At 62.1% G+C, this 14,506-nt stretch carries 13 protein-coding genes; 12 read left to right on the plus strand and 1 reads right to left on the minus strand.

Annotated features, from left to right (window positions below; genetic code table 11):
- Window positions 1–28: 28 nt before the first annotated feature.
- Window positions 29–1,501 (minus strand): ketol-acid reductoisomerase, encoded by a 1,473-nt coding sequence (gene ilvC, locus GEOBRER4_RS07455; RefSeq protein ID WP_185244871.1) that lies wholly within the window; start codon window positions 1,499–1,501, stop codon window positions 29–31.
- A gap of 138 nt (window positions 1,502–1,639) precedes the next feature.
- Between ilvC and ilvY the strand changes: the two genes are divergently transcribed.
- The 12 genes from ilvY to ilvB all read left to right on the plus strand — a co-directional run bounded on the left by ilvY (window position 1,640) and on the right by ilvB (window position 14,424).
- A complete protein-coding gene (gene ilvY / locus GEOBRER4_RS07460; protein WP_185244872.1) occupies window positions 1,640–2,530 on the plus strand; it encodes an HTH-type transcriptional activator IlvY in 891 nt (296 codons plus the stop codon).
- A 432-nt stretch (window positions 2,531–2,962) separates the two neighbouring features.
- Window positions 2,963–3,730, plus strand: coding sequence for a 30S ribosomal protein S2 (rpsB, locus tag GEOBRER4_RS07465; protein ID WP_085813146.1), 768 nt, complete (start codon window positions 2,963–2,965; stop codon window positions 3,728–3,730).
- 94 nt (window positions 3,731–3,824) lie between these two features.
- Window positions 3,825–4,475, plus strand: a complete 651-nt coding sequence (gene tsf / locus GEOBRER4_RS07470; protein WP_085813145.1) for a translation elongation factor Ts — start codon at window positions 3,825–3,827, stop codon at window positions 4,473–4,475.
- Window positions 4,476–4,649: 174 nt separating this feature from the next.
- Complete coding sequence (pyrH, locus tag GEOBRER4_RS07475) at window positions 4,650–5,372, plus strand: UMP kinase (protein WP_015836793.1); 723 nt, start codon at window positions 4,650–4,652, stop codon at window positions 5,370–5,372.
- A gap of 1 nt (window position 5,373) precedes the next feature.
- Complete coding sequence (gene frr, locus GEOBRER4_RS07480; protein ID WP_185244873.1) at window positions 5,374–5,931, plus strand: ribosome recycling factor; 558 nt, start codon at window positions 5,374–5,376, stop codon at window positions 5,929–5,931.
- A 105-nt stretch (window positions 5,932–6,036) separates the two neighbouring features.
- Window positions 6,037–6,786 carry an isoprenyl transferase gene (locus tag GEOBRER4_RS07485; protein WP_185244874.1) on the plus strand — a complete coding sequence of 250 codons (750 nt, stop codon included), beginning with the start codon at window positions 6,037–6,039 and terminating at the stop codon, window positions 6,784–6,786.
- A gap of 32 nt (window positions 6,787–6,818) precedes the next feature.
- Complete coding sequence (locus GEOBRER4_RS07490) at window positions 6,819–7,610, plus strand: phosphatidate cytidylyltransferase (protein ID WP_085813142.1); 792 nt, start codon at window positions 6,819–6,821, stop codon at window positions 7,608–7,610.
- Window positions 7,611–7,717: 107 nt separating this feature from the next.
- Window positions 7,718–8,875, plus strand: a complete 1,158-nt coding sequence (locus GEOBRER4_RS07495) for a 1-deoxy-D-xylulose-5-phosphate reductoisomerase (RefSeq protein ID WP_185244875.1) — start codon at window positions 7,718–7,720, stop codon at window positions 8,873–8,875.
- 95 nt (window positions 8,876–8,970) lie between these two features.
- Complete coding sequence (gene rseP, locus GEOBRER4_RS07500) at window positions 8,971–10,035, plus strand: RIP metalloprotease RseP (protein WP_085813140.1); 1,065 nt, start codon at window positions 8,971–8,973, stop codon at window positions 10,033–10,035.
- Between the two features lie 20 nt (window positions 10,036–10,055).
- Entirely contained in the window at window positions 10,056–10,748 is a 693-nt protein-coding gene (gene tsaB, locus GEOBRER4_RS07505) for a tRNA (adenosine(37)-N6)-threonylcarbamoyltransferase complex dimerization subunit type 1 TsaB (RefSeq protein WP_085813139.1), read from the plus strand.
- Between the two features lie 157 nt (window positions 10,749–10,905).
- The gene (ilvD, locus tag GEOBRER4_RS07510; RefSeq protein ID WP_185244876.1) at window positions 10,906–12,567 is read left to right on the plus strand and encodes a dihydroxy-acid dehydratase; all 1,662 of its coding nucleotides are present in this window, start codon (window positions 10,906–10,908) and stop codon (window positions 12,565–12,567) included.
- Between the two features lie 156 nt (window positions 12,568–12,723).
- On the plus strand, window positions 12,724–14,424 hold the full coding sequence (ilvB, locus tag GEOBRER4_RS07515) for a biosynthetic-type acetolactate synthase large subunit (protein ID WP_185244877.1): 1,701 nt from the start codon (window positions 12,724–12,726) through the stop codon (window positions 14,422–14,424).
- The last annotated feature ends 82 nt before the right edge of the window (window positions 14,425–14,506 follow it).

The following is a 14,506-nucleotide window of genomic DNA, read 5'->3' on the forward strand; positions in this document are numbered from 1 at the left end:
TTTTTTGTCGTCTGCCGGCAGTATGAGACTACACGATCTTCTGCATACCTTTCATGGCGGCGCGCAGCTCGGCGCCGACTTCCTCGACCAGGTGGCTGCGGATCTCGGCGTTGACCGCGACGAGGAGCTGGTTATCCACGCTGTTGTCGTTTACCGAAAGCCCCTTGCCGATCACGTCAGTGCCGACCTTGGACATGAAGTCCTTGAGCAGGGGCACGCAGGCGTGGGAGAAGAGGTAGCAGCCGTACTCGGCGGTGTCGGAGATGACGCGGTTCATCTCGTACAGCTTCTTTCTGGCGATGGTGTTGGCGATGAGCGGGGTCTCGTGCAGCGACTCGTAGTAGGCGCTCTCCGGCTCGATCCCGGTCTGCACCATGGTCTCGAAGGCGAGCTCCACGCCGGCTTTGACCATGGCGACCATGAGGATCGCCTTGTCGAAATACTCCTGCTCCGAGATCTCGCCGGCGGCCTCGGTCTTCTCGAACGCGGTCTGGCCGGTCTGCTCACGCCAGGTGAGGAGCTTCACGTCGTCGTTGGCCCAGTCCTCCATCATGGTGCGGGAGAACTCGCCGCTCATGATGTCGTCCATGTGCTTTTGGAACAGCGGGCGCATGATGTCTTTGAGCTCGTCGGCCAGCTTGAAGGCCACGAGTTTCGCCGGGTTGGAGAGGCGATCCATCATGTTGGTGATGCCGCCGTGCTTGAGCGCCTCGGTGATGGTTTCCCAGCCGTACTGGATCAGCTTGACGGCGTAGGGAGCGTCGATGCCGTTTTGGGTCATCTTGTCGAAGCAAAGAAGGGCGCCCGCCTGCAGCATGCCGCAGAGGATGGTCTGCTCGCCCATCAGGTCCGATTTGACCTCGGCGACGAAGGAGGACTCAAGGACACCTGCGCGGTCGCCCCCCTGCGCGGAGGCGATCGCCTTGGCGATTTCGAGGCCGTCGCTGTTGGGGTCGTTCTCGCCATGCACGGCGATCAGGGTCGGGACGCCGAAGCCGCGCTTGTACTCGGCGCGCACCTCGGAGCCGGGGCATTTCGGCGCCACCATGATCACGGTCAGGTCCTTGCGGATCTGGGTCCCTTCCTCGACGATGTTGAAGCCGTGGGCGTAGCTGAACACGGCGCCCTGCTTCATGAAGGGAATTACGGTCGCTACCACGTTGCTGTGCTGCTTGTCAGGGGCGAGGTTCATGACGATGTCGGCGGTGGGGAGGAGTTCCTCGTAGGAGCCAACCTTGAACCCGTTCTCGGAGGCGTTCAGGTAGGACTGGCGCTTCTGCTCGATCGCTTCCTTTCTCAGGGTGTAGGAGACGTCCAGCCCGCTGTCGCGCATGTTGAGCCCCTGGTTGAGCCCCTGGGCGCCGCAGCCGACGATGACGATCTTCTTCCCTTTGACGTACTCGCAGCCATTGGCGAACTCGGAGGCCTCCATGAAACGGCAGGTGCCCAGTTCCTGGAGTTGGCGGCGCAAAGGCAGGGTGTTGAAATAGTTCTCTCCCATCGTAATCCTCCTGAATCTATGTTGTGGTGTGGTTACAAATCTGAAAGTGTGCCGACTGTATACTAAATTTCACATTGCGTAAATTGAATTATTGTGCATATTGTATTGCGCCCAGCGCAACAAGGAAAGAGGAGAACCATGGACCTGAGGGAACTGGAAGTATTTCTCACCGTCGCCGAGACCCTGCACTTTGGTCGCGCGAGCCAGGCCTGCAACCTGAGCCCGTCGGCTCTGACCAGGACCATCCAGCGCATGGAGGAGCAGTTAGAGCAGCCGCTGTTTCTGCGCGACAACCGGACCGTCACCCTTTCGCCCGCCGGTGAGCGGCTGAAGAGTTACGCCCGGCTCTGCCTGCAGGAGTGGCAGAATTTCCGTGCCTCCATCAGGAACGAGCAGTCGGTGGCGGGAACGCTGTCTATATACGCGTCGATCACCGCCGTCTACGGTTTGCTACCCGAACTGCTGGAGTCCTACCGGGAAAGGTACCCGGAGGTCCAGCTGGAATTGAGGACGGGGGCGGCCGAGCAGGCGGTGGCGCAGGTGCAAAACGGCGAGATCGACCTTGCCGTCGCCGCGCTCCCCGAGCGGCACAGCGCGAACCTGGAATTTCTCCCCATCGTAACCATCCCGCTCATCTTCATCGCGCCGCGCCACACCGCCGCCGCGGACGTTCCGCAGGAAGGGGGCGAGCTCGACCTCTCCCGAGCCCCGCTGGTGCTGCCGCAGACCGGGCTTTCCCGCAGAAGGCTAGACCTCTGGCTCAAGGAGCACCGCATCACCCCCAACATCACCTCCGAGGTCTCCGGCAACGAGGCGATCATTGCCATGGTAAGGCTTGGCTGCGGGGTCGGCATCGTGCCGCAACTGGTCTGGGAGCGAAGCCCCTTCAGGGATGAGGTGGCGGTGCTGGATAAGGCTCCATGCCTGAAGCCTTACGAGGTGGGGCTTTGCTGTGGCAGGCGCAACCTGCAGCGACCCAGCGTCAAGGCGTTCTGGCAGCTGGCGGAGGATCGCTCGTTGAAGCCGTGACAAATTTGCCAATGAGACACTGATCCAGTCGATGAAAGCACTCACCACAGAATAACACAGAGGAATCACAGAGGAATCACAGAGGAATCACAGAGGAATCACAGAGGAATCACAGAGGAAGGCAAAGCTGAAAACAAAAGGTCAAGGCAGAGGTTACACAGGATCTAGGAGGTTGCACAGAGCCAAAGACCTCTGGTTATGCCAGTAAAGCCTTTTGCTTTTGCCGTTCCTCAGATTTTCCTCTGTGTACCTCTGTGTCCACTGTGGTGAAGGGTTTGTGTTGGGTACAAATGCCCTTGCCAATCATATGGCGCTGTGCTATATAAGTTCGCTGTTTAAAATTCGCACGCCCCCTAATCAGTGCCGGCGGTGCCCGCCAAGCGGGTTCCGGCATTTCAGGTGGCGGAGGGAAAACCAAAAAGGAGAAACACCATGTCGAACATCACCATGAAAGAACTGCTGGAAGCCGGTGTCCACTTCGGTCACCAAACCAAGAGATGGAACCCGAAAATGAAACCGTACATCTTCGGCGCTCGTAACGGGATCTACATCATCGACCTGCAGAAGACCGTAAGGCTCTTCAAAAACGCTTACAGCTTCGTCACCGACGCAGCCCAGGCAGGCGAGACCGTTCTCTTCGTCGGCACCAAGAAGCAGGCACAGGACTCCGTGGCGGAAGAGGCACAGCGCTGCGGGCAGTTCTACGTCAACGACCGCTGGCTGGGCGGCATGCTCACCAACTTCGCTACCGTGAAGCAGTCCATCGACCGTCTCAAGCGTCTGGACGCCATGATTGCTGACGGCACCATCGAGGCTTACACCAAGAAAGAGCAGTTGAAGCTTGCCAAGGAGCGCGAGAAGCTGGAGAAGACCCTGGGCGGCATCAAGGGCATGGGCAAAACCCCGGGCGTGCTGTTCGTAGTCGACCCGAAAAACGAAGAAATCGCAGTCAGCGAAGCTAAGAAACTGGGGATCCCGGTCGTCGCCATCGTCGACACCAACTGCGACCCGGACGACATCAACTACGTCATCCCGGGCAACGACGACGCTATCCGCGCCATCCGCCTTTTGACCAGCAAGATGGCTGACGCCGTCCTCGAAGGCGCTCAGGCAAGGAACGCACGCCTGCAGACCGGTGCCGAGGAAGAGTTCTCCACCGAGGGCGAAGAAGTCGTGGAAGAAACTCCGGCCGAGGCCTAATCGGCTCCGCCGCTTCCAGCGGCAACTGCAATAGTATCAACAACAACATATTAGAAGTCCGCGCCCACGGGCGCGGGCGACTGTGGAGGATAACGTGAGCATTACAGCGGCACAGGTAAACGAACTCAGAAAAGCAACTGGCGCGGGCCTCATGGACTGCAAGAAGGCGCTGACCGAAACCGGCGGCGATCACGAGAAGGCGATCGACTACCTGCGTACCAAGGGTCTGGCAGCCGCCTCCAAGAAGGCAGGCCGTGCGGCCACCGAAGGTCTCGTCGGCTCCTACATTCACGCCGGCGGCAAGATCGGCGTCCTGGTGGAAGTCAACTGCGAGACCGACTTCGTCGCCAAGAACGACAATTTCCAGACCTTCGTGAAGGACATCGCGATGCACATCGCTGCGGCTTCCCCGCTCTACGTGCGTCGTGAAGAAGTGCCGGCGGAGCTGATCGAGCGCGAGAAGGCGATCTACCGCGAGAAGGCGAAGGAAAGCGGCAAGCCCGCAGCCATCATCGAGAAGATCCTCGACGGCCAGATCAACAAGTTCTTCGCCGACATCTGCCTCCTCGAGCAGACCTACGTGAAGGACCCGGACAAGACCATCCAGACCTTCCTCAACGAGACCATCGCCTCCATCGGCGAGAACATGAGCATCCGCCGCTTCGCCAAGTTCGTCCTGGGCGAGGGGCTTGCCAAGAAAGAAAGCGACTTCGCGGCCGAGGTCGCCGCGGCAGCCGGCCAGTAAGACGTCCCAAAAGAGCCGGCCATGAGACCATGGGCGGCTCTTTTTTTATCTGCAAGATGGCCGGTGCCCCGGCACCGTCCGTTTTCCCCGCTATAATGGGAGCCGGCAACCCGGCTCCCCAATCCGATCCAACAGCAGCTTTTTTCCCGCAACAAAGAAGGCAAGGTGACAACGATGGGAGAACCTCATTATAAAAGAGTACTTCTGAAACTCTCCGGCGAGGCCCTCGGGGGCGAGCAGGGGTATGGCATCGACCCTAACACCATCACCGCTATCGCCCGCGAGGTGAAGCAGGTGGTGGAACTTGGGGTAGAGCTTTCGCTGGTTATCGGCGGCGGCAACATCTTCCGCGGGCTTGCGGCCTCCTCCAAGGGGATGGACCGCGCCAGCGCCGACTACATGGGGATGCTGGCCACCATGATCAACTCGCTGGCCATGCAGGACGCCCTGGAGAAGGTGGGGGTCGACACCCGCGTGCAGTCCGCCATCGCCATGGCCGAGGTGGCCGAGCCCTACATCCGCAGGCGCGCTATCAGGCACCTGGAAAAGGGAAGGGTGGTCATCTTCGGGGCCGGCACCGGCAACCCCTATTTCACCACCGACACCGCCGCAAGCCTGAGGGCCATGGAGATCGGCGCCGACGTCATCCTCAAGGGGACCAAGGTCGACGGCGTCTACTCCGCGGACCCGGCCAAGGACAAGACCGCCACCAAGTACGGGACGCTCAGCTACCTCGAGGTGCTGAGAAAGGGGCTCCAGGTGATGGACGCCACTGCGATCTCGCTTTGCATGGACAACAGCCTCCCGATCATAGTCTTCGACGTGACCACCGACGGCAACGTCGTCCGGGTGGTCAACGGCGAACCGATCGGCACCCTCGTCAAGGAAGGAGAATAGCATGGTAAAGGATGTCATCTCCAACATGAACGTCCACATGGGCAAATCCATAGAATCCCTCCGGAAGGAGTACCAGAAGGTGCGCACCGGCCGCGCCAGCACCTCCCTTTTGGACGATATCAAGGTCGACAGCTACGGCACGCTCTCGCCGCTGAACCAGGTCGCGACCCTCGCCATCCCCGAGGCGCGCACCATAACCATCCAGCCCTGGGACTCGAAGATGATCGCCCCCATCGAGAAGGCGATCATGAACTCCAACCTGGGGCTCAACCCGGCCAACGACGGCAAGCTGATCCGCCTGACCCTCCCCCCCCTCACCGAGGAGAGGCGCAAGGACATCGTGAAGCAGTTGAAGCGCGACGCCGAGGACGCCAAGGTCGCCCTCAGGAATATCCGCCGCGACGCCATCGACCAGCTGAAGAAGCTGGAGAAGGACAAATCCATCTCCGAGGACGAGCTGAAGCGCGCCGAGAAGGAAGTGCAGGACTCCACCAACAACCACGTCGCCAAGGTGGACGAGGTTCTGCTCCACAAGGAAAAAGAGGTCATGGAGGTCTAGCGGCCCGTGCGCAGGGGGGATCTCCCCCCCTGCCAGCCCTGCGGCCCCTCTCCATTTTTGCGCAAACCCCCGACCCACCGGGGATTTTTTGTTTTCAGGATGGTCATGGATAGCTTAGATCGGAAGAACCTCCCGGTGCACCTCGCCGTCATCATGGACGGCAACGGCCGCTGGGCCAAGCAGCGCATGTTACGTAGGATCGTTGGGCACCAAAAAGGGGTGGAGACCGTCCGGGTGATCGTGGAGGAATGCTCGCGCCTGGGGATCGGCTACCTGACCCTGTTCGCCTTCTCCGCCGAGAACTGGCTGCGGCCCAAGACCGAGGTCAAGGCCCTGATGGCGCTCCTGAAGCAATACATCCGCGGCGAGACCGCCCGGATGATGCAAAACAACATCCGTTTCAACGTGATAGGAAACCGCTGCGATCTCCCCGAGGACGTGAACCTGGAGATAGAAAGCGCCATCCAGAAGACCGCGGGCAACCGCGGCATGCTACTCACCCTGGCGCTATCCTACGGCAGCCGCCAGGAGATCGTGGCCGCGGCCAGAAAGCTCGCCAGGGAAGCTGCGGAGGGAAAGCTCGACCCGGATGCCATCGACGAGGGAAGCTTCACCGGCTCGCTCTTCACCGCGGGGATCCCCGATCCGGACCTCTTGATCCGAACCAGCGGCGAGATGCGCATCAGCAACTTCCTGCTCTGGCAGCTCGCCTACGCGGAGCTTTACTTCACCGAGGTGAACTGGCCCGACTTCGACCGCAACGAGTTGGCCCGCGCCTTCCGGGACTTCCAGTCCAGGGAGCGCAGATTCGGCAAGACCAGCGAACAGCTCTGCCAAGGCGAGCCCGAGGCTTAATCTTCCCGGGGGATGCCCCATAGGAGTCCGCCATCAAACGACTAGCCACCGCAGCGGTGCTGCTGCCGCTTGTGATACTGTTCATCCTGAAGTCCTCGGCGTTCCAGTTCTCGCTGCTGGTTTTCCTCCTGGCCCTCCTGGGGCTCGACGAGTTCTACCGGATGGCGCTCCCGGCCCGTCGCGGCGAGGGGATGGCGGCTGCCGCCGCCGGCGCCTGCTCCATCTTCACCATTTTCTCGGGGAACCCCGTGTTCCCCCTCATGGCGCTTACCGTGGCTGTGCTCGCTTTCTGCCTGGTCTCGCTCTTCAGGCTCAAGGAGATACGGCAGGCCGCACCGGACGCGGCCCTGCTGCTAACCGGCTTTCTCTACGTGCCGCTGCTCCTTGCCCACCTGGTACTGATCAGGATGCTCCCGCACGGCGTCTCCTGGCTCTTCCTGATCATGGTCATCGTCATGGCGGGCGACAGCGCCGCCTACTACGTCGGCTCCACCTTCGGCAAAAACAGGCTTTACCCTGCGGTGAGCCCGAAAAAGAGCATCGAGGGGTCCGTGGGGGGACTCGCCGGCAGCCTGGTCGGCGCCCTGATCGCCAAGTACACCTTCTTCCCGGAGCTCTCCTTTGCAGACTGCGTCGCCACGGCGCTTCTTCTGGGGGTTCTGGGACAGCTGGGGGATCTCTTCGAATCGCTCATCAAGAGAAGCTGCGGCGTCAAGGATTCCGGCACAATAGTCCCCGGTCACGGAGGGATTCTGGACCGGCTGGACAGCATCCTTTTCGCGGCGCCTGCCGCGTATTACTACGCCTATTTCCTGCTTCGCTGATCAAGCGGGGCGCCTCGGCGTCCCGGCAACTGCCGCCGCCCTGGCCGCTCCCGGCCCCGGTGTACGCGGGTTCCGGCGTACTTGACTTGAGATAACTGCGAGGGAAAATGAAAAACCTCACCATTTTAGGATCCACAGGTTCCATAGGGGTCAGCACCCTCGACGTGGTCGCCGCGCATCCGGACATGTTCCGGGTGGTGGCGCTCACAGCCGGCAACAACCTCGAACTGTTGAAAAGCCAGATCGAGACCTTCAGGCCGGAGCTGGTTTCGGTTCTGACCGCCGAGAAGGCCCAGGTCCTGAGCCGCTCCCTGACTGGCAAAAAGCCGGAAATCATGCACGGCGTCGAGGGGATGATCGCCGCCGCCACCGCATCCGCAACCACCATGGTGGTTGCGGCCATCGTCGGCGCAGCCGGGCTCGTCCCCACCACCGCCGCGATCATGGCGGGAAAGGACGTGGCGCTTGCCAACAAGGAGACGCTGGTCACCGCGGGGCACCTGGTGATGCAGATGGTGCGCGATAAGAAGGTGAAGCTCTACCCGGTCGACAGCGAGCACTGCGCCGTGTTCCAGTCCATGGCGGGGCACCGCTGCCAGGACATAGCGCGGGTGATCCTCACCGCTTCCGGCGGTCCCTTCCTCAACTGGGGACAGGAGCAGCTGCAAAAGGCGACGGTCTCAGACGCGCTCAACCATCCCAACTGGAGCATGGGGAAAAAGATCACCGTCGATTCCGCCACCATGATGAACAAGGGGCTGGAGGTGATCGAGGCGCGCTGGCTCTTCGACATCCCGGTGCAGAGAATAGCGGTAAACATCCACCCGCAGAGCATCATCCATTCCATGGTGGAATACGTGGACGGGAGCGTGATGGCGCAGCTTGGGACCCCCGACATGAAGGGGCCCATCGCCTACGCGCTCAGCTACCCGGCACGTGTCACCTCCGGAGTAAAGCCGCTCGATCTCACCGCACTTTCGGGGCTCACCTTCTTCAAGCCCGACACCGATCGGTTCCCGGCGCTGAAACTGGCCTACCGGGCGGCCGACGCCGGGGAGAGCATGCCGGCGGTCATGAACGCCGCCAACGAGATCGCCGTCGAGACCTTCCTGGAAGGGAGGATCGGTTTCATGGCCATAGCAGAGGCCATCGAGAAGGTGATGGACCTGCACGCGCCGCACGCGCTGGCTTCCATCGAAGAGGTGCTGGAGGCCGACCGATGGGGCAGGAGAACCGCCAGGGAAGTCCTTGGCACAGGCAGCTGAAACAAAGACTTCTCTTCGGGTGCAATAGGGCACACGAAGGCACCAGCTTTCCGGTGCGGGCCGGCCGCCGGCCGCAATCCGGTTGAGGAAACGTTATGAGCATACTTTTCGCGATCATCGCCCTCGGGGCACTGATTTTCTTCCATGAGCTCGGACACTTCCTCTTCGCCAAGGCTTTTGGAGTCGGGGTGGAGAAATTCTCTCTCGGCTTCGGCCCGAAGATCTACGGGAAGAAGGTGGGCGAGACCGAGTACCTCTTGTCGGCACTCCCCTTGGGGGGGTACGTGAAAATGGTGGGGGAGGGGGAGGACGCCGAGATCTCAGACGAGGACCGCGCCCGCTCCTTTGCCGAAAAACCGGTGCTGCAGCGGATCGTCATCGTGGCGGCCGGGCCGGTCTTCAACCTGCTCTTCGCCTACATCCTTTTCATCATCATCTTCATGATCGGGGTCCCCGCCGTCACCACAAAGGTAGGGGACGTGGTTGCCGACAAGCCCGCAGCCAAGGCGGGCGTGAAGCCCGGCGACACCATCCGCTCCGTGAACGGCAAGCCCGTGGCGCGCTGGGACGACTTCGCCAAGATCATCGCCGAGGGGAAGCTCGCGCCGGTCGAGGTGGAGGTGCAGCGCGGCCAGACCCCCTTGAAGTTCACCATGGTCCCGGAGAGCCGCACCAGCAAGAACCTCCTGGGCGACACGGTGACCCAGCCGGTCATCGGCGTCGTCGCAGCCGGTGAAACGGTGATCGACCATTTCCCCCCAGGCGAGGCGATCTCCAGGGGAAGCGCCCAGTGCTGGAACGTGATCCGGCTCACCGTGCTGTCGCTGGTGCGCCTCGTGGAACGCGCCATCCCGCTGGACAACATCGGCGGCCCGATCATGATCGTGAAGATGGCGGGCGAGCAGGCGGCGGCAGGCGGGGTGAGCTTCCTCGCCTTCGTGGCGCTATTGTCGGTGAACCTCGGCGTCTTGAACCTTTTGCCGGTTCCGATTCTCGACGGCGGGCACCTCGCCTTTTTCGTCATCGAACTGATGACTGGCAGGCCGGTCAGCAAGAGGGCCCGGGAGATAGCCCAGCAGGTGGGGCTCGTGCTCCTGATCGGGCTCATGATGCTCGCCTTCTACAACGACATCGCCCGCATGTTCGCCCAGAAGGCGTAGCGGCAGACAGGAAAACCCCAGTGAAGATACTCACCGTCGACACCTCCAGCAACTGCTCCTCCGTCTCCTTAAGCGACGGCTCCACCCTTCTGGGGGAGTGCGTCCTGGGCGAGGACCGCTCCAACTCCGGACGCCTGCTCGAATCCGTCTCCGGACTTTTGAAGGCGGCGCGGCTTGAACCGGAGGGGCTCGACGCCCTTGCGGTCTCCCTGGGGCCCGGTTCCTTCACCGGGGTCAGGGTCGGCATCGCGACGGTGAAGGGGCTTGCCATCGCCACCGGGAAGCCGGTCGTCGGTTTCTCTTCGCTCGCCATGCTGGCGATGAACCTCCCCTTCAGCTCCCACCCGGTCGCCCCCATGTACGACGCCAGAAAGAGCGAGGTTTATGCGGCGCTTTACCGCTGCGGCTCGCTTCCCGAAGAGCTCGTTCCCGATGCGGTGATCGGGCCGCAGGAGTTTCTTTCGGGGATCACTCAACCCACCATCTTCGTCGGCGACGGCGCCGTTCGCTACCGCGAGCTGATCGTCTCGACCCTAGGGGAGCTCGCCATCTTTCCGCCCTGGCACTTGAACCTCCCGAGGGCCTGCGCCGGTGCCGTGATCGCCCGCGAGGCGGCCCTTTCCGGGAAGTTCACCCCCCTTGCTTTGCTCAACCCCACCTACCTGCGCGCCTCCGAGGCGGAGATAGCCAAACGCCGCCGCGAGGGGCTTTAACGCCGTTTGGAAGCAGTTGACAGTTCGGTTTTAATGTATTATGTTGTCCTTTCCTTAGTTCTCCGATAACCCTTCTTAAACACTCAATTTTTAACCATATCAACGGCCGGTTTGACGATGCCGAACAGTGTCGCAGCCGGTTTAAGGGGAAATCTATATGCGTAGCGACACTATCACCCAAGGTTTGGAACGGACCCCGCACCGCGCGCTCCTGAAAGGAACGGGCCTGCCGCAAAGCGAGATGGGAAAGCCGTTCATCGGCATCGCTACCAGCTTCACCGATCTCATCCCGGGTCATGTTGGCATGCGCGACCTGGAGCGTTTCATCGAGAAGGGTGTCCACACAGGCGGCGGTTACTCCTTCTTCTTCGGGATCCCCGGGGTCTGCGACGGCATCTCTATGGGACACAAGGGGATGCACTACTCCCTCCCCACCCGCGAGCTGATCGCGGACATGGTCGAGTCCGTCGCCGAGGCGCATCGCCTGGACGGCCTGGTGCTTTTGACCAACTGCGACAAGATCACCCCGGGCATGCTCATGGCTGCCGCGAGGCTCGACATCCCCTGCATCGTCGTCACCGCAGGCCCCATGATGAGCGGCCGCGGCGACGCGGGTAGGAAGTACTCCTTCGTCACCGACACCTTCGAAGCGATGGCGCGCTACAAGGCAGGCGTCATCGACGACGCGGAACTCGCGCGTTGCGAAGAGAACGCCTGCCCGGGCATGGGTTCCTGCCAGGGGCTCTTCACCGCCAACACCATGGCCATTCTCACCGAGACGCTCGGCATGAGCCTGCCGCGCTGCGGCACGGCACTCGCCGTCTCTGCGCTCAAGCGCCGCATCGCCTTCGCCTCCGGCGAGCGCATCGTCGACCTGGTGCGCCAGAACATCACCCCCCGCTCGATCATGACCCGCGAGGCGTTCGAGAACGCCATCAGGGTGGACCTGGCCCTTGGGGGCTCCTCCAACACGGTGCTGCACCTTCTCGCCATCGCCCACGAGGCTGGCGTAGAGCTCCCTCTTGAGACCTTCGACATCTTGGCCAAGGAGACCCCGCAGCTTGCCTCCATGAATCCGGCGGGCGAGCACTTCATGGAGGATCTCGACGTGGCCGGCGGCGTCGCAGGGGTGCTGAAGCAGTTGGGGGACAAGATCCACGACTGCCCGACCCTCATGGGGCTCAGCACCAAGGAGATCGTTGCGAGCCTCAAGGGTGTCGACGAGGAAGTTATCCATCCGCTCTCCGACCCGGTCAAGAAGGAAGGGGGCATCGCCGTTCTCTTCGGCAACATCTGCCCCAAAGGCGCGGTGGTCAAGCAGTCGGGCGTTTCCGACAAGATGATGAAGTTTACCGGCACCGCGCGCTGCTTCGATTCCGAGGACAAGGCCATGGCCGCCATGATGGGCGGCGTGGTGAAGGGTGGCGACGTGGTCGTCATCCGCTACGAGGGGCCCAAAGGGGGGCCGGGTATGCGCGAGATGCTCGCTCCCACCGCGGCGCTCATGGGACTTGGCCTTGGGGACTCCGTGGCGCTCATCACCGACGGGCGCTTTTCCGGCGGCACCCGCGGCCCCTGCATCGGCCACATAGCACCCGAAGCTGCCGCAGGGGGACCTATCGGCCTCATCGAGGACGGCGACACCATTGAACTGGACATCCCGGCACGTTCGCTCAAGGTACTTGTGAGCGACGAGGTGCTGGCAGAAAGGCGCGCCCGCTGGGTCGCCCCCGAGCCGAAGATCAAAAAGGGTTGGCTCGCCCGCTACGCGAAGGTGGTTACCTCGGCCCACACAGGCGCCATCACCACCGCTGAATAAAACCTCGACCCCCTTTACCAAGGGGCAGGGGCAGGCCCGCCTTTACCATGGCGGCGTCGGCCTCAGGGGACGGCTTCATTACTAGTGGTTCCAGGCTTACCAAGCCCGGGATCGATCAATAGCAGGCAGGCAAACTGCCGCGGCATGGGGGAAAACATGAAAATGAACGGCGCACGAATTCTGTTGGAGTGCCTCAAACGGGAGGGGGTCGACACGATCTTCGGCTATCCCGGGGGTACGGTAATCAACCTCTACGACGAGCTCTTCTCGTTCAAGGAGATCAGGCACATCCTGCCGCGCCACGAGCAGGCGGGGGTCCACGCGGCGGACGGCTACGCGCGCGCGACGGGAAAGGTCGGCGTCGCCATCGCCACCTCCGGTCCGGGCGCCACCAACACCATCACCGGCATCGCCACCGCCTACATGGACTCCATCCCGATGGTGATCATCACCGGTCAGGTTCCCACCGCGCTGATCGGCAACGACGCCTTCCAGGAAGCCGACATCATCGGTATCACCCGTCCCTGCACCAAGCACAACTTCCTGGTGAAGGACGTCAAAGACCTCCCCACCATCATGAAGAAGGCGTTCTACATCGCCCGCACCGGCCGCCCCGGCCCGGTCCTCGTTGACCTTCCCAAAGACGTGCAGATGGCGCAGGCCGAGTTCAAGTACCCGGAGACGGTAGAGATCCGCGGCTACAAGCCGAACCTCGAAGGGCACCCTAAGCAGGTGGAGAAGGCGGTCACCATGATCACCCAGGCCAAGCGCCCGGTGATCTACGTAGGGGGCGGCGTCATCCTCGGGAACGCCGCGGCTGAACTGACCGCCTTTGCCAAGCGGCTCGCCATCCCGGTTACCACAACCCTCATGGGGCTTGGGGCCTTCCCCGAGAACGACCCGCAGTCGCTGGGACTCCTCGGCATGCACGGCACCTATTACGCCAACATGGCGGTGTCGAACTGCGACGTCCTGATCGCCATCGGCGCCCGTTTCGACGACCGCGTCACCGGCAAGATCGCCTCCTTCGCGCCCCACGCGAAGATCGTGCATGTAGACGTCGATCCCACCTCGATCAAGAAGAACGTCCGCGTCGACCTCCCCATTGTCGGTGACGTCCGCGACGTCCTCGCAAAGATGCTTAAGGCCGCCGAGCAGGTTTGCCCCGATGCCAAGGCATGCCAGGACGCCATCGCCCCCTGGACCGCCGAGATCGAAGGGTGGAAGGCGAAGCACCCCATGTCCTACAAGCAGTCGACCACCACTATCAAGCCGCAGTACGTGATCCAGAGGCTGCGCGCCCTATCCGACGCCGACGCCATCGTCGCCACCGACGTGGGGCAGCACCAGATGTGGACCGCCCAGTTCTTCGGCTTCACCACCCCGAGGACGCTTCTTTCCTCCGGCGGCCTCGGCACCATGGGTTACGGCCTTCCCGCAGCCATGGGAGCGCAGGCGGCCTTTCCCGAGCGCCAGGTGATGGTGGTCTGCGGTGACGGCGGCTTCCAGATGAACATGCAGGAATTGGCCACCATAGTGCAGAACCGGCTCAACGTGAAGATCGTCATCCTGAACAACAACTTCCTGGGCATGGTGCGCCAGTGGCAGGAGCTCTTCTTCGACAAGCGCTACTCCTCCACCTGCATGGAACTCCCCATCGATTTCATAAAGCTCGCCGAAGCCTTCGGCGCCACCGGTCTCCAGGCCACCAAGGTCGAGGAGGTCGACGAGGTGATCAAGAAAGGGTTCGCCACCAAGGGCCCGGTCCTGATGGAATTCAAGGTCGCCCGCGAGGAGAAGGTGCTCCCGATGGTTCCCGCCGGAGCGTCGCTCACCGAGATGGTTCTGGCGTCGTAGGCGAACGTCAGAACCAATTGGCAATGGACAATTGACAATTGACGATGAAAGTCGTCTGTCATTGCTCTTGTCACGGTTTCGG

The organism is Citrifermentans bremense (assembly GCF_014218275.1).
Taxonomy (GTDB): domain Bacteria; phylum Desulfobacterota; class Desulfuromonadia; order Geobacterales; family Geobacteraceae; genus Geomonas; species Geomonas pelophila.